General features: G+C 72.4%; 20 protein-coding genes. 11 read left to right on the top strand and 9 right to left on the bottom strand.

The window, feature by feature from the left end; all coding sequences use genetic code 11:
- Nucleotides 1–2: 2 nt before the first annotated feature.
- Complete coding sequence (locus tag HJG45_RS13960) at nt 3–788, top strand: creatininase family protein (RefSeq protein WP_171612727.1); 786 nt, start codon at nt 3–5, stop codon at nt 786–788.
- A 154-nt stretch (nt 789–942) separates the two neighbouring features.
- Here the strand turns inward: HJG45_RS13960 and HJG45_RS13965 are convergent, their stop codons facing one another.
- From HJG45_RS13965 to tkt, 6 genes are all read right to left on the bottom strand, one after another.
- Nucleotides 943–1,296: a hypothetical protein gene (locus HJG45_RS13965; RefSeq protein WP_171612728.1), complete on the bottom strand. Its 354-nt coding sequence runs from the start codon at nt 1,294–1,296 to the stop codon at nt 943–945.
- A complete protein-coding gene (locus HJG45_RS13970; RefSeq protein WP_171612729.1) occupies nt 1,296–1,862 on the bottom strand; it encodes an NUDIX domain-containing protein in 567 nt (188 codons plus the stop codon). The genes HJG45_RS13965 and HJG45_RS13970 overlap by 1 nt, the downstream gene beginning before the upstream one ends.
- Before the next feature lie 216 nt (nt 1,863–2,078).
- On the bottom strand, nt 2,079–2,378 hold the full coding sequence (locus HJG45_RS13975) for a hypothetical protein (RefSeq protein ID WP_171612730.1): 300 nt from the start codon (nt 2,376–2,378) through the stop codon (nt 2,079–2,081).
- Between the two features lie 65 nt (nt 2,379–2,443).
- The gene (locus tag HJG45_RS13980) at nt 2,444–3,637 is read right to left on the bottom strand and encodes a phosphoglycerate kinase (RefSeq protein WP_171612731.1); all 1,194 of its coding nucleotides are present in this window, start codon (nt 3,635–3,637) and stop codon (nt 2,444–2,446) included.
- Between the two features lie 198 nt (nt 3,638–3,835).
- Entirely contained in the window at nt 3,836–4,852 is a 1,017-nt protein-coding gene (gene gap / locus HJG45_RS13985) for a type I glyceraldehyde-3-phosphate dehydrogenase (protein ID WP_171612732.1), read from the bottom strand.
- A 43-nt stretch (nt 4,853–4,895) separates the two neighbouring features.
- Nucleotides 4,896–6,935: a transketolase gene (tkt, locus tag HJG45_RS13990; RefSeq protein WP_302479756.1), complete on the bottom strand. Its 2,040-nt coding sequence runs from the start codon at nt 6,933–6,935 to the stop codon at nt 4,896–4,898.
- Nucleotides 6,936–7,089: 154 nt separating this feature from the next.
- On the opposite strand from tkt, the gene HJG45_RS13995 reads away from it, so the two are divergent.
- Nucleotides 7,090–7,830: a VIT1/CCC1 transporter family protein gene (locus tag HJG45_RS13995; RefSeq protein ID WP_171612733.1), complete on the top strand. Its 741-nt coding sequence runs from the start codon at nt 7,090–7,092 to the stop codon at nt 7,828–7,830.
- Nucleotides 7,831–8,003: 173 nt separating this feature from the next.
- Here HJG45_RS13995 and HJG45_RS14000 read toward each other — a convergent pair whose 3' ends face one another.
- Nucleotides 8,004–9,671 (bottom strand): helicase HerA-like domain-containing protein, encoded by a 1,668-nt coding sequence (locus HJG45_RS14000; protein WP_171612734.1) that lies wholly within the window; start codon nt 9,669–9,671, stop codon nt 8,004–8,006.
- An 82-nt stretch (nt 9,672–9,753) separates the two neighbouring features.
- The gene (locus HJG45_RS14005) at nt 9,754–10,185 is read right to left on the bottom strand and encodes a lysozyme inhibitor LprI family protein (RefSeq protein WP_171612735.1); all 432 of its coding nucleotides are present in this window, start codon (nt 10,183–10,185) and stop codon (nt 9,754–9,756) included.
- A 182-nt stretch (nt 10,186–10,367) separates the two neighbouring features.
- Between HJG45_RS14005 and rpmI the strand changes: the two genes are divergently transcribed.
- The 6 genes from rpmI to HJG45_RS14035 all read left to right on the top strand — a co-directional run bounded on the left by rpmI (nt 10,368) and on the right by HJG45_RS14035 (nt 15,735).
- The gene (gene rpmI, locus HJG45_RS14010) at nt 10,368–10,574 is read left to right on the top strand and encodes a 50S ribosomal protein L35 (protein WP_111468122.1); all 207 of its coding nucleotides are present in this window, start codon (nt 10,368–10,370) and stop codon (nt 10,572–10,574) included.
- A gap of 15 nt (nt 10,575–10,589) precedes the next feature.
- Complete coding sequence (gene rplT, locus HJG45_RS14015) at nt 10,590–10,976, top strand: 50S ribosomal protein L20 (protein ID WP_171612736.1); 387 nt, start codon at nt 10,590–10,592, stop codon at nt 10,974–10,976.
- A gap of 127 nt (nt 10,977–11,103) precedes the next feature.
- A complete protein-coding gene (gene pheS / locus HJG45_RS14020) occupies nt 11,104–12,210 on the top strand; it encodes a phenylalanine--tRNA ligase subunit alpha (protein WP_171612737.1) in 1,107 nt (368 codons plus the stop codon).
- A gap of 1 nt (nt 12,211) precedes the next feature.
- Complete coding sequence (pheT, locus tag HJG45_RS14025) at nt 12,212–14,695, top strand: phenylalanine--tRNA ligase subunit beta (RefSeq protein ID WP_171612738.1); 2,484 nt, start codon at nt 12,212–12,214, stop codon at nt 14,693–14,695.
- 30 nt (nt 14,696–14,725) lie between these two features.
- The gene (locus HJG45_RS14030; RefSeq protein WP_254452508.1) at nt 14,726–15,430 is read left to right on the top strand and encodes an AzlC family ABC transporter permease; all 705 of its coding nucleotides are present in this window, start codon (nt 14,726–14,728) and stop codon (nt 15,428–15,430) included.
- Nucleotides 15,427–15,735, top strand: a complete 309-nt coding sequence (locus tag HJG45_RS14035; RefSeq protein WP_171612739.1) for an AzlD family protein — start codon at nt 15,427–15,429, stop codon at nt 15,733–15,735. The genes HJG45_RS14030 and HJG45_RS14035 overlap by 4 nt, the downstream gene beginning before the upstream one ends.
- A gap of 18 nt (nt 15,736–15,753) precedes the next feature.
- Here HJG45_RS14035 and HJG45_RS14040 read toward each other — a convergent pair whose 3' ends face one another.
- Nucleotides 15,754–18,126 carry a mechanosensitive ion channel family protein gene (locus HJG45_RS14040; protein WP_171612740.1) on the bottom strand — a complete coding sequence of 791 codons (2,373 nt, stop codon included), beginning with the start codon at nt 18,124–18,126 and terminating at the stop codon, nt 15,754–15,756.
- A gap of 108 nt (nt 18,127–18,234) precedes the next feature.
- Between HJG45_RS14040 and HJG45_RS14045 the strand changes: the two genes are divergently transcribed.
- From HJG45_RS14045 to HJG45_RS14055, 3 genes are all read left to right on the top strand, one after another.
- Nucleotides 18,235–18,429: an HIG1 domain-containing protein gene (locus tag HJG45_RS14045; protein WP_171612741.1), complete on the top strand. Its 195-nt coding sequence runs from the start codon at nt 18,235–18,237 to the stop codon at nt 18,427–18,429.
- Between the two features lie 217 nt (nt 18,430–18,646).
- Complete coding sequence (locus HJG45_RS14050) at nt 18,647–19,396, top strand: electron transfer flavoprotein subunit beta/FixA family protein (RefSeq protein ID WP_171612742.1); 750 nt, start codon at nt 18,647–18,649, stop codon at nt 19,394–19,396.
- A gap of 2 nt (nt 19,397–19,398) precedes the next feature.
- A complete protein-coding gene (locus tag HJG45_RS14055; RefSeq protein ID WP_171612743.1) occupies nt 19,399–20,328 on the top strand; it encodes an electron transfer flavoprotein subunit alpha/FixB family protein in 930 nt (309 codons plus the stop codon).
- Nucleotides 20,329–20,406 lie beyond the last annotated feature (78 nt).

Genomic DNA, 20,406 nt, shown 5'->3' on the forward strand with positions numbered 1-20,406 from the left:
GGATGCCGGAAATCCGCTGGGAGCGCATGACCGGGCCGGAGTTGAAGGCGCTCGCGGCCCGGGATGCGCTGGCGGTGCTGCCCATCGGCAGCTTGGAGCAGCACGGCCCGCACCTGCCGGTCTGGACCGACAGTCTCTGCGCGCATGAGATCGCGCTGCGCGGCGCCGCGGCGGCCGGCATCCCGGTCGCGGTGCTGCCGCCGATGTGGATGGGGCTGTCGGAGCATCACCTGCCCTTCGGCGGCACCGTCACCCTCGACCACGCCACCTTCCATGCGGTGCTGCGCTGCGTGGTGCGGTCGCTGCTCGCCGACGGCTTCCGCAAGCTGCTGATCGTCAACGGCCACGGCGGCAATATCGACCCGCTGGCGGTCAGCACGCGGGAGCTGGCGGTGGAATTCGGCATCCCGGTCGTCGTCACCACCTGGCCGAACCTGGCGCCGAAGGAGATCGCGGCACAGCTCACCACCCAGCCGGGCATCCAGCATGCCTGCGAGGGGGAGACCAGCCTCTGGCTCGCCCTCGACGCGACGCAGGTGCGGCGGGAGAAGCTGGCCGAGACGATCTCCAACCCGCCGCCCAATCCGCCCCCGGGCATGGTGCGCTTCTGGTCCTTCGAGGAACGGGCGCCCCGCACCGGCGTCCGCGGCGACCCGCGCGCCGCGACGGCGGAGAAGGGCGAGGCGATCCTCGCCGTGGTGACGGCGGCGCTGGCGGCGGCGATGCGCGATCCTGCGCTGTGGAGCACGCCCGACGATGTCTGGACTCCGGGCCGGTCGCAGCGCTGAGGCGCGGAGCGCCTGCACCAACGGACCGGTCCCTTGACCGGTTCGAGGCCCTGAACGGGGCCCGCCGCAGGTGCGGCGAAGCCAAGCAAGCCGGAGGCTTGCGCCCCGCGCCTGAGGGGGGCCTTCATGCGGTCACGCATGAGGGCTCCTGGACTCAATAGGAAAAAGGCACGTTGATCCGCGCGCCCGGCGCCGGCTTGAACAGCTTGTCCTCCAACACCTCGCGCTCCCCCTGATCGACCGCCCCCCGACCGGGGAGCGGCCGGTTGATGATGCTGGGGTCGATCCGGGCGCGGTCCGGCTCGATGACGCGCGGGGCTTCGCGGGTGCGGTCGGGGACCGGCGCGATGCTGGAATTCGCCGGCAGGCCGGATTTCTGCGGCAGCGGGACGGAAGGCTGCTTCGGCAGGTCGAGCGGCGGCGGCTTGCCGGCGCCAGCCTGGGCCCGGGCGGTGCCAGCGGCCAGTGCGAGCATGAGGATCAGGCAGGGCAGGCTGCGTCGGCGCATCACAGCGCACTCCCGGCGGGCTGGGCCAAGGGGAGGGGCAGGGGCCTGGTGCCCCGCGGATCTTCCGGCGGATTGGTGGCCGGCGCCGCCAGCGGCCGGTCGCGCATGTCGTGCCAGCGGCGCAGCGCCCAATGGACCGAAGGGAAGGCGATGTCCTGCCAGGGGATCTCGTCCCAGCCGAAGAAGCCGACCTCCTGGCTCTCCGGACCGGCCGCGATGCCGGGCTCGGCCAGCCCGGCGCGGAAGATGACCTGCACCTGTCCGATCCGCGCGATCGAATAGACGGCGAGCACGCCCTCGATGGCGATGCGGGCGCCCGCCTCCTCCCAGGCCTCGCGCCGCGCGCCCTCCTCCACCGTCTCGGCCATCTCCATGTAGCCGGCGGGCAGGGTCCAGTAGCCGCGGCGCGGCTCGATGGCGCGCCGGCAGAGCAGGATGCGGCCCCCTTCGGCGACGACGCTGCCCACGACGATCTTCGGGTTCTCATAGGCGACGAAGCCGCAATCGGGGCAGGTCAGCCGCTCGCGGTCATCGCCGGGCGGAACGGTGCGGACGAAATCCGGCATGGCTGGACGATGCGCGGGGCGCGGCCGCCATGCAAGGGCGGCCGGGCACCGTTACGCGCCTCGCTCCCGACCGTGAGCAGGGTCGGGACGACAGCGGATTGCGTTCAAGATTGAACGCCGCTCCGCTGTCGCCTGTTGTTCCCAGAGCAGCGTCACGCCTCCGGGCGGTCTCGCCCTCCCGCGATCTGCTCTAGCGGTGGCGGCCCGACCCCGGGCTCAAACCCGCAGGTCGAGCAGCGAGCCGCGCGGCAGGATCTGGCCGGGCTTGTTTGGCACGCTCTCGAGGCTGCGCTGCGCCGCGCCGGCCTCTTCCTGCGTGCGGACCGGCGCGGCGGGCGAGATGCCCCGGACCTGTTGCACATCCCCGGCCCGCCCGACCGAGGGGGTGAAGGCGCTGAAGGACTGGCTGGCGATCATGCGCAGGATCATGCGGCCGAGATCCGAATCGGCGGTTAAGGCGGCCCGCCGGATCGGGCTGGCCCGGCGGTCGGGGAAGAAGGGGCCGGCGATGCGCATGGCCTCAGGCTGCGCATCGCCGCTTTCATCGTCCAGTAACCTATGATTGGGTTACCGGAATGAGATCATGCCTCGAGCGCGGCGACCCCCGGCAGCGTCTTCCCCTCCAGCCACTCCAGGAAGGCCCCGCCGGCCGCCGAGACATAGGTGAGGCGGTCGGCGATGCCGGCATGCTTGAGGGCGGCCACCGTATCGCCGCCGCCGGTGATGGATTTCAGCCCCGCCGACTGCGTCAGCGCCGCGACGGACTGGGCGATGGCCACCGTCGCCGTGTCGAAGGGCGGCACTTCGAAGGCGCCGACAGGGCCGTTCCAGACCAGGGTGGAGGCCTTCCGCAGCCGGTCCTCGATGGCGGTGATCGTCTCCGGCCCGACATCGAGCGCCATCATGTCGGCGGGCACACCGTCGATGCCGACCGTCCGGGTCGGGACGTTCGGGGCGAAGCTGCCGGCGACGACCAGATCGAGCGGCAGCAGGATCTCGCAGCCATTGCCCTTCGCCTCGGCCAGGATTTGCCGGGCGGTGTCGTGCATCTCGGCCTCCTGCAGCGACTTGCCGAGGGCATGGCCCTGGGCGGCGAGGAAGGTGTTGGCCATGGCGCCGCCGATGACCAGGACATTGACCTTCTTCGTCAGGTTGCCCAGCAGGTCGAGCTTGGTGCTGACCTTGGCACCGCCGACGATGGCGACCACCGGCCGGGCGGGGTTGCCGAGGGCGGCGTCGAGCGCCTCGAGCTCCGCCTGCATCAGCCGGCCGGCATAGGCGGGCAGCAGCCGCGCCACGCCCTCCGTCGAGGCATGCGCCCGGTGGGCGGCCGAGAAGGCGTCGTTCACATAGACATCCGCGAGCTTCGCCAAGCCCTTGGCGAGCTCGGGGTCGTTCTTCTCCTCGCCGGCATGGTAGCGGGTGTTCTCGAGCAGGATCACCTGGCCATCCTGCATCGCGGCCGCCGCCGCCTCCGCCGTCGGGCCGACGCAGTCATCGACGAAGCCGACCGGCTTGCCGAGCGCCTCGCCGAGCGCCTCCGCCATCGGCTGCAACGACATCTCCGGCACGCGCTTGCCCTTGGGGCGGTCGAAATGGCTGCAGACGATGACCCGGCCGCCCTTCTCCGCCAGCTCGCGGATGGTCGGTGTCAGCCGCTCGATGCGGGTGCGGTCGGTGATGCGGCCGTCCTTCATCGGGACGTTCAGGTCGGCGCGGAGCAGGACGCGCTTGCCGCGGGGGTCGAGCGCATCGAGGGTGCGGAACTTGGCCATGGAGGGTCCTTCGGGCGGCGTGCCTGCAGGGCCGCCGCGCCCGGAGGCGCGACCCCGCCCTGCGGCACCGGCATCGGGTCGCGGCGCGGGCCGGCCTGTCGGCGGCGCCGCGCCACGGCGGAAGGGAGGCTGCCCCGGCTTGCCGGGGATGCGGCGGGGCCGGTGGCCCCGCCCGATCAGCGAAGGTTCAGCGCGCGATCAGAGCTTGCCGAAGAGCGCCATGGTGTCGCTCATGCGGTTCGAGAAGCCCCACTCGTTGTCGTACCAGGACAGAACGCGCACCAGCCCGCCATCGACCACCTGGGTCTGGGTGGCGTCGAAGGTGCTGCTGTGCGGGTCGTGGTTGAAGTCGACGCTGACCAGCGGCGCGGTGTTGTAGCCGAGGATGCCCTTCAGCTCGCCCTCGGCGGCCGCCTTCATCGCCGCGTTCACCGCCTCCTTCGTCACGCCTTCCTTCTTCGGCACGAAGTCGAGCGAGACGAGCGAGACGTTCGGCGTCGGGATGCGGATGGCGGTGCCGTCCAGCTTGCCCTTCAGCTCCGGCAGCACCAGGCCGACCGCCTTGGCCGCGCCGGTGCTGGTCGGGATGGCGGAGACCGCCGCGGCACGCGCCCGGTGCAGGTCCTTGTGCAGCGTGTCGACCGTGTTCTGGTCGCCGGTATAGGCGTGGATGGTCACCATGTAGCCGCGCAGGATGCCGAAATTGTCGTGCAGCACCTTGGCGACCGGGGCGAGGCAGTTGGTGGTGCAGGAGGCGTTGGAGATGACGGTCATCTCCTTGGTGAGGATCTTCTCGTTCACGCCGTAGACGATGGTCGCGTCGGCATTCTCGCCCGGTGCCGAGATCACCACCTTGCGGGCGCCGGCCTGCAGCAGGGCCGAGGCCTTCTCCTTGCTGGTGAAGATGCCCGTGCACTCGGCGGCGACGTCGATGCCCTTGAAGGGCACCTTGGTCGGGTCGCGCTCGGCGCTGACCGTGATCGGCGCGTAGCTGCGGCCATTCGCCTTGATGTGCAGCGTGTTGCCCTCGACCCCGATCTCGCCGGGGAAGCGGCCATGGACGCTGTCGTAGCGCAGCAGATGCGCATTGGCCTCGACCGAGCCGAGGTCGTTGATGGCGACGATCTCGACATCGTCCCGCCCGCTCTCGATGGCGGCGCGCAGCACCAGGCGCCCGATCCGCCCGAATCCGTTGATGGCGACCTTCACGGCCATGATCCGTCGTCCTTCTTCCGGTCTTGTCTCTCTATATAGCCTATCAGCCGAGGCGTTTCTTCACCGCATTGGCAACGGCTTCCGCCGTGATGCCGAAATGGCGGAACAGGTCCTCGGCCGGCGCCGAGGCACCGAAGCCATGCATGCCGACGAACAACCCCTCCGGCCCCAGCCAGCGCTCCCAGCCGAAGGGGATCGCCGCCTCGATGCCGACGCGCAGCGCCTCGCCGAGCACCTGCGCCTGGTAGCTTGCGTCCTGGGCGGCAAAGAGTTCCCAGGAGGGCAGCGAGACAACCGCGACGGGGATGCCCTCCGCCTCCAGCGCCGCCCGGGCGGCGAGCGCGGTGCCGACCTCAGAGCCGGTGGCGATCAGGGTGGCGCGGCGCGGCCCGGAGGCCTCCTCGACGACGTAACCGCCACGAGCACAACGATTCTCGCCGGCATCGCTGCGGAAGGCGGCGAGGTTCTGCCGCGACAGCGCCAGCACCGTCGGCCCGTCCGCCCGCTTCACCGCGAGTTCCCAGCACTCCGCTGTCTCCATCGCGTCGCCGGGGCGGAAGACCACGAGGTTCGGGATGGCGCGCAGGCTGGCCAGGGTCTCGACCGGCTGGTGGGTCGGCCCGTCCTCGCCGAGGCCGATGCTGTCATGCGTCAGCACATGGATCACCCGCTGGCGCATCAGCGCGGCGAGGCGGATGGCCGGGCGCATGTAGTCGGCGAAGACCAGGAAGGTGCCGGAATAGGGGATGATGCCGCCATGCAGGGCCATGCCGTTCATGGCCGCGGCCATGCCGTGCTCCCGTACGCCATAATGGACATAACGCCCGGCGAAATTCCCGCGCGCGATGGAGGGCACGCCCTTCACATTGGTGTTGTTCGAGCCGGTGAGGTCGGCTGAGCCGCCGATCATCTCCGGCACCGCCGGCACCAGCGCCTCCAGCGCCTTCTGCGAGGCGACGCGGGTCGCCAGCTTCGGCCTGTCGACCGCGTGCTTCTGCCGCAGCTCGGCCAGCGGCTCGTGCCAGGCCTCGGGCAGGCGGCCCGCGACGGCGCGCTCGAACTCCGCCTGCATCGGGTGCTTGGCGAGACGCTTCAGCCAGGCTCGGCGGGTGCCGGCGCCGCGGCGCCCGGCCTCCTCCCAGCGGGCGCGGATGCCGTCCGGCACCTCGAAGGGCGGGTAATTCCAGCCCAGCGCGCTCTTCGCCGCCGCCGCCTCGTTGGGGCCGAGCGGGCTGCCATGGCTGCCCGCGGTGCCGGCCTTGGTCGGCGCCGAGAAGCCGATGATGGTGCGGCAGGCGAGCAGCACCGGCCGGCGGCTGCGCATCGCCCAGGCGAGCGCCGCCTCCACCGCCGCCGCGTCATGCCCGTCGACGCGCCGCACCGCCCAGCCATAGGCCTGGAAGCGCTTCAGCGTGTCGTCGGTGAAGGAGAGGTCGGTGCCGCCATCAATGGTGACGCTGTTGTCGTCGTAGAGGACGCAGAGCTTCTCGAGCTGCAGATGCCCCGCGAGGGAGGCCGCCTCGTGGCTGATCCCCTCCTGCATGCAGCCATCGCCGGCGATGACCCAGGTGCGGTGGTCGACCAGCGACTTGCCGAAGCGCGCCGCCAGGATGCGCTCGGCGAGCGCCATGCCGACGGCATTGGCGAGGCCCTGGCCGAGCGGCCCGGTCGTCGTCTCGATGCCCGGATGCTCGCCGTATTCCGGATGCCCGGCGGCCGGCGAGTGGAGCTGGCGGAAGCGCTGCAGCTCCTCGATGCCCATGCCGGCATGGCCGGTCAGGTGCAGCAGGGCGTAGAGCAGCATCGAGCCATGGCCGGCCGAGAGGACGAAGCGGTCCCGGTCGGGCCAGCGCGGGTCGGAGGCGTCGAATTTCAGGAAGCGGGTGAAGAGGACGGTCGCCACATCCGCCATGCCCATCGGCATGCCGGGATGGCCGGACTTCGCCTTCTCGACCGCATCGATCGCCAGGGCCCGGATCGCATCCGCCATCCGCCGCTCCTCGGTCGCCGGCCGGGCCAGGATGGCGGCCTGGGCGTCCAGGGCGGGGTTGGGGGCGTCGGGGCTCGGGGCAAGGCTGGCCAAGGCGCGGGTCTCCGGAACGCCCGGCCCTATACGGCGATGGGCGGGAGCGGGCAACCGCACCCCGGCCTGCCCGCCCGGCGCGCGTCGCCGAGGGAGCGACCACCGGCACCGGTCCGCCATGGCGGACGGGATCGGCCGGGCGATATAGGGCGTCATGGATCCCGCTGCGCTCCCGGCCGCCTCCGACGGCTTGCCGCCACCGCCGCCCGGGCCGCCCGAGCAGCATTTCACCGGCTCGGAGACGGTGCGGGACCTCGTCATCGGCATGGCCGACGGCCTCACCGTGCCCTTCGCCCTGGCCGCCGGCCTCTCGGGCGCCGTCGCCGCCAACCCGCTGATCGTCACCGCTGGCCTCGCCGAGATCGCCGCGGGCTGCGTCGCCATGGGGCTCGGCGGCTACCTCGCCGCCCGCACCGACGCGCAGCACTACGTCGCCGAGCGGCGCCGCGAGGAGGCGGAGACGCAGGACTTCCCCGACCGCGAGCGATGGGAGGTGGCGGCGATCCTGCATCGCTACGGGCTGCGCGGCGCGGTGCTGCAGCAGGCGACCGAGGCGGTGGCGAGCGACCGCCGGCGCTGGGTCGATTTCATGATGCGCTTCGAGCTGGAGCTCGCCGAGCCGGGCGCGGGGCGGGCGCTGCGCTCGGCGGCGACCATCGGCGGCGCCTATGTGGTGGGCGGGCTGATCCCGCTCTCCCCCTACATGCTGCTGGACGAGAGTCGCCCGGCGCTGGTCGCCTCCTGCGCCCTGACCGGCGCGGCGCTGCTCGCCTTCGGTTGGCTGAAGGCGCGGGCGACCGACCTGCCGGCGCTGCGCGGGGCGCTGCAGACGCTCGGCATCGGCGGGCTGGCGGCGGCGGCGGCCTTTGCGGTGGCGCGGATGGTCGGCGGCTAGAGCGTGATCGCTTGGGGTGGACGCACCGAAAGGCGTGCCTCACGCGATCACACAACGGCCTGGACCATGATCCGCGACCCTGTGTGAGCGGATCATGGTCCAGAGCATTTTCCGTTCACCTGCGTTCACGGACCGGTCCGAGGCTTCGAACGGGACCCGCCGGCCGGACTGCGTCAGCGCTTCAGGATCGAGCCGAGCACGCCGCGCAGCACGGCATTGCCGATCTGCCGGCCGACCGAGCTGCCGACGCTGCGGGCCACCGACTTGGTCATCGCCTCGAGCGGGCTCTGCCGCCGACCGCCGCCGCCCGTCAGGACCTGGCCGATCACCTCGCCCCAGCCACCGCCACTGCCACCGCCACCGGCCGCACCGCCGCCGCCACGCTGCTGCGGCGGCTGCGGCGCCGGGCCGGACCAGGGGCCCGACCAGGGGCCGGGCGCATCACGGCGTCCTCCCTGCGGCAGGCTGTCCGGCCCGGAGCGCACCGGCACCACCACGCCGCCCCAGGGATTGTCGTCGCGCACCGGCGCCGGGCCGGTCGGCCGGGGCCCGGCGGCCGGTTCCCCGGTGGCGCGGCCGACCAGCCGCTCATAGGCGCTCTCGCGGTCGACCGCCGTGTCGTAATGCCCGGCGAGCGGGCTCTTCTGCATCAGCGCCGCCCGCTCCTCCGGCGTCACCGGCCCGATGCGGCCACGCGGCGGCACCACCCGCGCCCGCTCGACGATGGAGGGCGTGCCATCCGCCTGCAGGGTCGAGACCAGCGCCTCACCCACCGCCAAGTGCGAGATCGCCTCCTCCGTGTTCAGGCGCGGATTCGGCCGGAAGGTCTCGGCCGCGGCGCGCACCGCCTTCTGCTCGGCGGGCGTGAAGGCGCGCAGCGCGTGCTGCACCCGGTTGCCGAGCTGGCCCAGCACCGTCCCCGGCAGGTCCAGCGGGTTCTGGGTGACGAAATAGATGCCGATCCCCTTCGAGCGGATCAGCCGCACCACCTGCTCCACCTTCTCGACCAGCGCCTTCGGGGCGTCGCGGAAGAGCAGATGCGCCTCATCGAAGAAGAAGACGAGCTTCGGCTTGTCGAGGTCGCCCACCTCCGGCAGCTCCTCGAACAGCTCGCTGAGCAGCCAGAGCAGGAAGGTGGCGTAGAGGCGCGGACTCTGCACCAGCTTGTCGGCCGCCAGGATGTTCACCGAGCCGCGGCCGGCCGGCGTGACCAGCATCAGGTCCTGCAGCGACAGGGCCGGCTCGCCGAAGAACTGCTCGCCGCCGGCCTGCTCCAGCACCAGCAGCCGGCGCTGGATGGTGCCGATGGTGGTCTTGCTCACCTGGCCGTAATGGTCCCGCAGCTCCGCGGCGCGGTCCGCGACATGCGCCAGGATCGCCCGCAGGTCCTTGAAATCGAGCAGCAGCAGCCCCTCGTCGTCGGCGACCTTGAAGGCGATGTTGAGCACACCTTCCTGGGTGTCGTTCAGCTCCAGCATGCGCGAGAGCAGCAGCGGCCCCATCTCGGCGACGGTCGCGCGCAGCGAATGGCCCTGCTGGCCGAAGACGTCCCAGAACACCACCGGGGCGGCCTCATAGGCGTAGTCCGCCTCGCCGAGCTCATGGGCGCGGGCCTCGAATTTCGGGTTGGGCCTGCCAGGGAGGGCGATGCCCGAGAGGTCGCCCTTGATGTCGGCGGCGAAGACCGGGACGCCGGCGCGGGAGAAGCCCTCGGCCATGACCTGCAGGGTCACGGTCTTGCCGGTGCCGGTGGCGCCGGCGACCAGCCCGTGGCGGTTGGCGCGGGAGAGCAGGAGCTCGCAGGGTTTCTCGCCCCGGCCGATCAGGATGCTCTCCGCCATCGCAACTCCCTCCTTCTTCGGGCGCCACCGGCCCCGGGCACGGCACCACCGGCATGGATGCCCGGATAGCCGGGCATGATGCTCAACGCCCGGCAGCCCTGCGCTGGGTTTCTTCCAATTCCAACGCCCGGTCCGCCGTCAGCCGGGCGACGCAATCCGCCGCGGCGATGCGCGACAGGGTGCCGCCCTCGGCGGCGAGTTCTCCCTGCGCCGCGCAGGAGCGATCGCGATAGGCGATCCAGGCCCGCTGCGCGTCCCGCAACAGCGCCTTGGTCTCCGCGTTCCAGCCGGGGTCGCGCATGATGCCGCCATAGGCGGCGTTGAGGCGCCGGTCCCAGCGGCCGGCCTCTTCGTTACTGCATTGCACCATCGCCGGCGTGACTCCCCCGGCGCGGTCGAGGCAGGCGGCATAGGCGGGTGTTGCCCGCTCGGGCGTCGCGGCCGCCTGGCCATGCGCCGCCGCGCCCGGAAGCAAGAGGAGTGCGGCGGCGGTCAGGCGGTGCATCGACGGCATGTCCGGTCGTTCCCCTGGCAGCTATACGCCGCGCCTGCCCGGCGCAAGGGCGATCCCGCTTGCATCCCCCACCCACCATCGCTATACGCCGCCCTCCCCGCGCGCCGGTGCTTGTCTGGGCATGCCCGGCCGCGTTCCCGCGTCCCCGTCCCGGGACGCCTCCCGACCGCAGGAGGTCCGAAATGCCCAAGATGAAGACGAAGTCTTCGGTGAAGAAGCGCTTCAAGACCACGGCCACCGGCAAGGTGCTGGCCGGCCCGGGCAAGAAGCGGCACATGCTGCGCAACCGCTCCTCCAAGGTGAAGCGGCAGAACACCGGCACCCAGGTTCTGCGCCACCAGGACGGGCTGACCGTCCTGCAATGGGCCCCCTACGGGCTGGTCCGGTAAGAAGGAGCGCACGCCATGGCACGTGTGAAGCGCGGCGTCACCGCCCACGCCCGTCACAAGAAGGTCCTCCGGCTGGCCAAGGGCTATGTCGGCCGGTCCTCGACCAACTACCGCCCCGCCCTGCAGCGGGTCGAGAAGGCGCTGCAATACGCCTATCGCGACCGCCGCAACAAGAAGCGCGACTTCCGGGGCCTGTGGATCCAGCGGATCAACGCCGCGGTGCGCGAGCACGGGCTGACCTATTCCCAGTTCATCGCCGGCGTGAAGGCGGCGGGGATCGAGCTGGACCGGAAGGTGATGGCGGCCATCGCCTTCGACGATCCGTCGAGCTTCGCGGCGCTGGTCGAGAAGGCCCGCGCTGCACGGTCTGCCCCCTTGGCTGCGGCCAAGCCGGCCGCCTGACACTTCCCGCTTCGGAAGTCTGACGCAGAGAGGGGCCGCTCCCGGCAGGGTGCGGCCTTTTTCGTTCGCGGCCGGCGGAGGCCCCCTGCCGCACCGGTCCGCCCCCAAGATTTCGGGACGCTGAGAGATGAGCGAGACGACCAAGCCGGGCGACGACCTCGCCGCCCTCGAGGCCGAGACGGCGGCGGCGCTGGACGCGGCCGGCGACCTGCGCGCCTGGGACGCGGTGCGCGTCGGCCTGCTGGGCAAGAGCGGCCGCCTGACCGCGCTGCTGAAGGGCCTCGGCCAGGTGCCGGCCGAGCAGCGGCGGGAGCGCGGCGCGGCGCTCAACCGGCTGAAGACGGCGCTGGAAGGCCGGATCGAGGCCCGCCGCACGGCGCTTGAGGCGGCGGCGCTGGAGGCCCGCCTCGCCGCCGAGCGCATGGACGTCACCCTGCCGCCGCGGCCGCACCCGCCGGGCGGCGCCGAGGTGGGCGGCATCCACCCGATCAGCCGCACCGTCGAGGAGCTGGTCGCCCTCTTCGGCGCCCAGGGCTTCTCGGTCGCCGAAGGGCCGGACATCGAGAGCGACTGGCACAATTTCGGCGCCCTCAACATCCCCGAGCACCATCCGGCGCGGCAGGACCACGACACGTTCTATCTGCCGGCCCTGCCGGGCGGGAATGGCCGCCGGCCGGTGCTGCGCACCCACACCTCGCCGGTGCAGATCCGCACCATGGTGGCGCAGGAGCCGCCGATCCGCGTCATCGTCCCCGGCCGCACCTGGCGCGCCGACCACGATGCGACACACAGCCCGATGTTCCATCAGGTGGAAGGGCTGGTGATCGATCGCGGCATCACCCTCGGCCACCTGAAGGGCTGCCTGATCGACTTCCTGCGCGGCTTCTTCGGCATCGCCGACCTGCCGGTGCGTTTCCGCGCTTCCTACTTCCCCTTCACCGAGCCCTCGATGGAGGTGGATATCGGCTGGGACCGGAAGTCCGGCGAGCTCGGCAAGGGCACGGACTGGCTGGAGATCCTCGGCAGCGGCATGGTGCATCCGCGCGTGCTGGCCAATTGCGGCATCGACCCGCGGGAGTGGCAGGGCTTCGCCTTCGGCATGGGCATCGAGCGCATCACCATGCTGAAGCACGGCATGCCCGACCTCCGCCCCTTCTACGAGAGCGATCTGCGCTGGCTGCGCCACTACGCGGCCGACCCGCTCTCGCCCCCCTCCCTGGCGGAGGGCGTGTGAGATGAAATTCCCGCTTTCCTGGCTGCGCCGGCACCTCGACACCGCCGCCCCGCTCGCCGAGATCATCGCGACGCTCAACCGCATCGGCCTCGAGGTCGAAGGGGTGGAGGATCGCGGCGCGGCGCTGGCCGGCTTCCGCATCGCGCATGTGGTCGAGGCCGCGCCGCACCCGAATGCCGACCGGCTGCGGGCGCTGAAGGTCGATCCCGGTGATGGCCGGCTGCTCTCCGTCGTCTGCGGCGCGCCAAATGCGCGGGCCGGAATGAAGGGGGTGCTGGCCCTGCCCGGCGCCTTCATCCCCGGCACCGGCATCACGCTCAAGAAGGGCGAGATCCGCGGCGTCGCCTCCGAGGCGATGATGCTCTCGGCGCGCGAGATGGGCCTGGGCGACGACCATAGCGGCATCGTCGACCTGCCCGCAGAGGCGCCGCTCGGCGAGAGCTACGTCGCCTGGGCCGGGCTGGACGACCCGGTGATCGAGATCAGCGTCACCCCGAACCGCGGCGACGCGCTCGCCATCCGCGGCGTGGCGCGCGACCTCGCGGCGGCCGGGCTCGGCACCTTGAAGCCGCTGCCCGAGCCGAAGATCGTGCCCGCCTATCCCGCGCCGCTGCGCTGGGAGATCGCCGATCCGCGCGCCTGCGACCATGTCCTCGGCCGCGGCATCCGGGGCTTGCGCAACGGGCCGAGCCCGCGCTGGCTGCGGGACTGGCTGGTCGCCATCGGGCTGCGGCCGATCAATGCCCTGGTCGACGTGACCAACCTCTTCACCTACGGCCTCGGCCGGCCGCTGCACGTCTTCGACGTGGCCAAGGTGCAGGGCGGCACGCTGACCATGCGCATGGCGCGCGAGGGCGAGAGCCTGGTCGCGCTGAACGGCAAGACCTACGCGCTGACGCCGGAGGACGGCATCATCGCCGATGCCGCCGGGCCGGAGGCGCTCGGCGGCATCATCGGCGGCGAGCCCTCGGGCTGCGACGAGGGCACCACCGAGTGCTTCATCGAATGCGCCCTCTTCGACCCGGTGCGCATCGCGCTCTCCGGCCGCCGGCACGACATCCGCACCGATGCACGGGCGCGTTTCGAGCGCGGCGTCGACCCGGCCCTGCCGCCGCTCGCCCTCGACCTCGCCACGGCGCTGATGCTCGAGCTCTGCGGCGGCGAGGCGAGCGAGGTGGCCGCGGCCGGCGCGCCGCCGGCCTGGCAGCGCAGCGCGACGCTCCGCTTCGAGCGGCTGGCCGGGCTCGGCGGCGCCGCGGTGCCGCCCGAGGAGGCGGTCGCCATCCTGGAGCGCCTCGGCTTCGCCGTGCAGCAGCGCGATGCGGCGCAGGTGACCGTCGCCGTGCCCTCCTGGCGCAACGACATCGCCCAGGCCGGCACCGTCGATGCGGTGCTCGACCAGGCCGCGACGCTGCCCGCCGACCGGGCCCGCGCCGCGGCCGAGGGCTGCGCCGTGGTGGAGCCGGAGGCGGATCTGGTGGAGGAGGTGCTGCGCATCCGTGGCCTCGACACCATCCCGCCGGTCTCGCTGCCCGTCGCCGGCATCGTGCCGCCGCCGGCGCTGACGCCGAAGCAGGCGCGCGCCGGCCTGGCCCGCCGGGTGCTCGCCGCGCGCGGCATGCTGGATTGCGTCAGCTTCGGCTTCCTCGAGCGCAAGACGGCGGCGTTGTTCGGCGAGACGCCGGACGCCCTGCGACTGGAGAACCCGATCGCCGCCGATCTCGACCAGATGCGCCCGACGCCGCTCGCCAGCCTGCTGCTCGCCGCCGGGCGCAACGCCGCCCGCGGCTTTCCGGACGTGGCGCTGGCCGAGCTCGGGGCGAGCTACCTCGATCCCTCGCCGGAGGGGCAGCGCCAGGTCATCGCCGGCCTTCGCGCCGGCCATACGTCGCGGCACTGGGCCGAGGCCGCCCGCCCGGTCGATGCCATGGATGCGAAGGGCGATGCGCTCGCCCTGCTCGCCGCGCTCGGCCTGCCGATGGCGGCGGTGACGGTCACCACCGATGCGCCGGGCTTCTACCATCCCGGCCGCAGCGGCGTGCTGCGGCAGGGGCCGAAGACGGTGCTGGCACGGTTCGGCGAGATCCATCCGAAGGTCCGCGCGGCGCTCGACCTGGCCGGGCCGGCGGTCGGCTTCGAGGTCTTCCTCGACGCCATCCCCGAGCCGAAGCGGCGCCGGAAGGGCACGCCCGACCTGCCGGCCTTCCAGCCGCTGCGGCGCGACTTCGCCTTCCTCCTCGATGAGGGCGTCGCCGCCGAGCAGGTGCTGCGCGCGGCGCGCGGCGCCGACCGGCAGCTCGTCGCCGATGTCGCCGTCTTCGACCGCTATGCCGGCGACAAGCTGCCGGCGGGCAAGGTGAGCCTCGCCATCCAGGTCACCCTGCAGCCGCGCGAGGCGACGCTGACGGATGCGCAGATCGAGGCGGTGGCGGACCGCATCGTGGCGGCGGTCGTCAAGGCGACCGGGGCGGTGCTGCGGGCCTGAGGGGCGGCGCCGCCATCGGGGGATCGGGGCTTGGACCAGCGCGGCGGCTTCACGCGGGGCGGGGTGGTGCGGGGGCTGAAGGCGGCGCTCGCCATCACCCTCGGCCTCTCCCCCTTCGGCCTGGTGGTCGGGATGACGGCGGATGGCGTCGGCCTGTCGCTGGCCGAGACGCTGCTGATGAGCGGCCTGGTCTTCGCCGGCACGGCGCAGCTCGTCGCGCTGCAGCTCTGGTCAGACCCGGCGCCGATCCTCGCCGCCAGCCTTGCCTGCCTGGTGATCAACCTCCGCCTGGCGCCGATGGGCGCGGCGCTCGCCCCGATGCTGGACCGCACCCGCGGCCTCCGGCTCTGGGGCACGCTCGCCCTGCTGGTGGACAACGCCTTCGCCCTCGCCATCGCGGATATGCGGGCTGGGCGGCGCGATGCCGGCTTCCTGCTCGGCGCCGCCTTCGGCATGTGGCTGAACTGGATGGCGATGGTCGCGCTCGGCCATGTCTTCGGCGCGGCGCTGCGCCTGCCGGCCGGGCACCCGGTCTTCTTCGCCTCCTCCGCCGCGGTGCTGGCCCTGCTGGTGCAGCTCTGGCGCGGCCGCGGCGACCTGCAGCCCTGGATCGCCGCCGGCGGGATCGCCCTCGCCGCCCAGGGCCTCGGCCTCGGCGCGCCCTGGCCGGTGCTGGCCGGGGCCTTCGCCGGCGCCGCGCTCGGCGCCTGGCAGGATCGGCGGCGACGCGCATGACGCTCCGCCCCGACGTGCTGGCGGCCATCCTCGGCATGGCGCTGGCGAGCTATCTCTGCCGCGCCGGCGGCTATGCGATCCTGCGCGTCATCCGGCCGCCGCCCTTCGTGCAGGCCATGCTGCAGCACCTGCCGGGCTGCATCTTCGTCGCCTTCCTCGCCCCCGCCCTGGCCGGCATGGGCTGGCCGGCCGTCGCCGCGGGCGCGGCGGTGCTGCTGGTGCAGGTCCGGTTCGGCCGGCTGGTGCTCTCCATCCTCGCCGGCGTCGGCGCGCTCTGGCTGCTGCGCCTCGCCGGCCTCGGCTGAGCGGCGGCCCGTTATCCCCTATTGCGCCGCCTGCGCCGCATCCGGGCCGGCGGGGCGCGGCTCCGGCGGCCGCTCGACCAGCACCATGGGCTGCGGCCGGGGGATCTGGATGCCGAGTTCCTCGAAGCGCTGCTTGATGCGCCGGTTGAACTCCCGCGCCACCGGCCAGCGGGAGGCCGGCTCGGTCTTCACCCGGGCGCGGATCGTCACCCCCGAATCCGCCAGCTTGTCGACGCCCCAGACATCGATGTCGTCGCGGATGAGGGCCTTCCACTTCGCCTCGGCGCGGATCTCCTGGCCGATGTCCCGCAGCGCCTGCACCACGCGGTCCGTGTCCTCGGAATAGGCGACCGTGACGTCCAGCACCGCGAAGGCGAAGTCGCGCGTCATGTTGGTCACCGTGGTCACCGCGCTGAAGGGCACGATGTGCACGCTGCCATCCGTCGCCCGCAGCCGGATGGAGCGGATCGAGAGATGCTCCACCACGCCCGTCAGGCCGCCGAGCTGCACCGTGTCGCCGACCGCGACCGCATCCTCCAGCAGCAGGAAGACGCCGGTGATGACGTCCCGCACCAGGGTCTGCGAGCCGAAGCCGATGGCGAGGCCGACCACGCCGGCGCCAGCCAGCAGCGGCGCGACGTTGACGCCGAGCTGCGCCAGGGCGTTGAGCACCACGAAGACCAGGATCACCACGCCGAGCACTGTGCGCAGCATCGGCAGCAGGGTGCGCACCCGGGCGCTGCGCGCCGCCTGGCTGTCGCGCGAGAGCCGCGTCAGCCGCCGCTGGATGGCGGAGTTCGCCGCCTCCCACACCACCAGTGCCAGCACCAGCGTCATGGCGATGGAGAGCAGCGTGCCGAGCAGCCGGCGGCCCAGCGTCCCCTCCTCGAACCAGGCGAGGCTGCGGAGGCCCCAGGTCTCGAACAGCAGGATGAGGGCGCCGGCCCCGATCAGCGCGGAAGCCACGCCCTTCAGCAGCGGCACGTATTGCGCCGCCCGCGCCGCCAGGCCCGGGAAGCGCCGTGCCATCTCGGGCCCGGGATGCAGCACCCGGTCCATGGACCAGCCGACCGCCTCGTCCAGCGCCTTGGCCAGGCCGAGGACGAGGAGGGTCAGCAGCGTGCCGGTCAGCAGCCGGTGGAAGCCGTTCTCGAGCGCCAGCGCCCAGACCGTCCAGGAGGCCACCAGCCAGAGGATGACAATGACGTGCCAGATCTCCGCCAGCCGGTCGCGCGCGCCGCGCAGCAGGCGGCGCGTGCCCGTCGCCTCCTCGCCCGGCTCGAGCGGGCTGGCCTGCAGCCATTGCGCCACCGCCTCGCGGTGCCGCAGCACGATCCGCGCCAGCAGCAGCGAGATCACCAGCAGGGTCAGGTTCACCACGGCGTCGTAGGCCGACCAGGGCAGGCCGAGCAGCAGCCCTGCCTCGGCCAGGGTGTAGCCGCTGACGCCGATGAGCATCAGCCGCCGCAGGCCGCTCATGGCGGCGGCGGCGGTGGCGTCCGAGCAGGGGATCAGCCGCAGGTGGCTCGAGGCGGGCGAGAGCAGCATGCGGGCGCAGGCGAAGGCGGCGCGCGCCGCCACATAGGCATTCGCCATCATCAGCCCGATCAGCCGCGTCGTGGGCAACGGGCTCACCAAGCCGAACAGGCCGTAGACGGCGAGGCCGAAGGCGCTGATCGGCAGCAGGTCGAGCAGCAGCCGCGCCAGGACGAGCGGCACCCGCTTCAGCCAGGTCCAGGGCGTGCCCTGCGCCCGCGGCGCCGCCGCGTCGAGCCAGCGGCGCGCCGGGGTCACGGCGCGCACCACCAGCCATTCGGCGGCCAGCCCGATCGCCGCCAGCAGCAGCAGCTTCCAGGCGGCATCCATGATGCGCGTCTGGGAGACCGGGTCCCGCGCCATGCCGGCCGCCGCGCTCCAGAGGCCGGGCAGGTCGGCGATCGAGCGGATGCCGGTCAGGACGGTCTCCGACAGGGCGCCGATGCGGTCCGACAGCCCGGCGATGAGCTGTGCCCCGACCGTGTTCGGGGCGATCAGCGCCTCCTGCGCCGCCTGTCCGGCGGGGGCGGGAGCGGCGGCCGGCGCGCCGGGGGCCGGGGTCGCGGCGGCCGGTCCTGCCTCGCCGGCCTCCCCGGCCGGCGGCGCGCCCGGCTGGCCCGGGCCACCCGCCGGCGAGGCGGCCTGCGGCGCGGTCCGGCTCGCGGCCGCGAGGGCTTCGAGCGTGCGCAGGAATTCCTGCCGCCGGGCGCCGTCGCGCAGCAGCGCGGTGACGCTGTCGAGATCGGCCTGGCTCAGGCCGGGCGCCGCCGGTGGCTGGGCCTGCGCGGGGCCGGCCAGGAGGAGGACGAGAAGGAGACTCCAGAGGCTGGAGCGGAACGGACGGAATGGGGTCATGAGCGCCGCCAGCAACCTCATTGCGCCCCTGCGGGTCAAGCGCCGCGACGCGCGCGGGGCATCGGGCGCCGCCATTGCGCTTTCCCGCGGTCATTTTAGATGAAACCCATGAAGACGCTCCTCACCATCCTCACCGGCATGGGCATGCTGGCCACCCTCGGGGTAATGCTGGCCGGGATGCTCGGCCTCATCCGGGCGGACGGGAATGCGAGTCGGTCCAACACGCTGATGCGCTGGCGGGTGATCCTGCAGGGGATCACGCTGGCCCTCTTCGCCCTGCTGCTGCTCGTCTCCCGGCACTGACCGGCCGGCCCCCGCTGGTGCCCGGGCAGGCGGACCCGGCGGCGGGTGGCCGCGTTTTGACAGCGCGCGGCGCCCAGCCCTATTTTGCCCCGGGTTTTGCGCGGGGCGGGCAGCCGTCCCTCGGGCGCCGCCGCGCCATGCGCAGGGAGACCAGCCTGCGGCCTGCCGGCGGGCCGCGGGAGACACCTTAACAACGCTCAGGGAAACGGCAGAGGCGATGAAGCTCCTCGTCCCGGTCAAGCGGGTTGTCGACTACAACGTGAAGGTCCGCGTCAAGGCGGATGGCACGGGCGTCGAGACCGCGAACGTCAAGATGTCGATGAACCCCTTCGACGAGATCGCGGTCGAGGAAGCGGTGCGCCTGAAGGAGAAAGGCGTGGCGACCGAGATCGTCGCGGTCTCTGCCGGGCCTGCCGCCTGCCAGGAGCAGATCCGTACCGCGCTCGCCATGGGCGCCGACCGCGGCATCCTGATCGAGCATGACGGCGGACTCGAGCCGCTCGCGGTCGCCAAGCTGCTGAAGGCGGTGGTCGAGAAGGAACAGCCCCAGCTCGTCATCCTCGGCAAGCAGGCGATCGACGACGACATGAACGCCACCGGCCAGATGCTGGCGGCGCTGCTCGGCTGGCCGCAGGGCACCTACATCTCGAAGGTCGAGCCGGCGGATGGTGGGCTGAAGATCACCCGCGAGGTGGATGGCGGCCTCGAGACGCTGCAGCTCAAGCTGCCGGCGATCGTCACCACCGACCTGCGCCTGAACGAGCCGCGCTATGCCTCGCTGCCCAACATCATGAAGGCCCGCAAGAAACCGATCGAGACGCTGAAGCCGGCCGATCTCGGCGTCGATGTCGCGCCGCGCCTGACGGTGGTGAAGGTGGAGGAGCCGCCGAAGCGCCAGGCCGGCAAGAAGGTCGGCTCGGTGCAGGAGCTGGTCGAGAAGCTGCGCAACGAAGCGAAGGTGATCTGATCATGGCTGTTCTGGTTCTGGTCGACCACGACGGCGCCGCCGTGACGCAGCCGACGCGCAGCACGGTGGCCGCGGCGGAGAAGCTCGGCGAGGTGCACGCCCTCGTCCTTGGCCCGAAGGCGGTGGCCGAGGCGGCGGCGAAGATGGCGGGCGTCGCCAAGGTGCTGCATTCGGATGCCGAGCAGTATGCGCATGGCCTCGCCGAGCCGATCGCGGCACTGCTGGTCGCGCTCGCGCCCAACTACTCGCACCTGCTGGCGCCGGCCTCGGCCGCGGGCAAGAACGTCATGCCGCGCGCCGCGGCGCTGCTCGACGTGCAGGTGATCTCGGACATCGCCGGCGTGGTCGATGCCGACACCTTCGTCCGGCCGATCTATGCCGGCAACGCGCTGGCGACGGTGAAGTCGGCCGATCCGAAGAAGGTCATCACCGTCCGCGCCGCGAGCTTCGACCCGGTCGCCGCCGAGGGCGGCAGCGCCGCGATCGAGGCGGCGCCCGCGGCCGATGACCCGGGCGTCTCCAAGTTCCTCGGCGCCGAGATCGTGAAGTCGGAGCGTCCGGAGCTGACCGCAGCGCGCATCGTCATCTCCGGCGGGCGCGCCATGGGCTCGGCCGAGAATTTCCACATCATCGAGAGCGTGGCCGACAAGCTCGGCGCCGCGGTCGGCGCCTCCCGCGCCGCGGTCGATGCCGGCTATGCGCCGAACGACCATCAGGTCGGCCAGACCGGCAAGATCGTCGCCCCCGACCTCTACATCGCGGTCGGCATCTCGGGCGCCATCCAGCACCTGGCCGGCATGAAGGACAGCAAGGTCATCGTCGCCATCAACAAGGACGAGGAGGCGCCGATCTTCTCGGTCGCCGATTACGGCCTGGTCGGCGACCTGTTCAAGGTGATGCCCGAGTTCGAGGCCGAGCTCGGCAAGAAGTAGGCGCTCGCGCCAAGCCAGGGCCGCCCGACGCCAGCCGCGTCCGGCGGCCCTTTTTCGTTGTGGCGCTTTCATTAGACG

Origin of the sequence: Roseicella sp. DB1501 (assembly GCF_013112485.1) — a bacterium.
Lineage (GTDB): Bacteria > Pseudomonadota > Alphaproteobacteria > Acetobacterales > Acetobacteraceae > Paracraurococcus.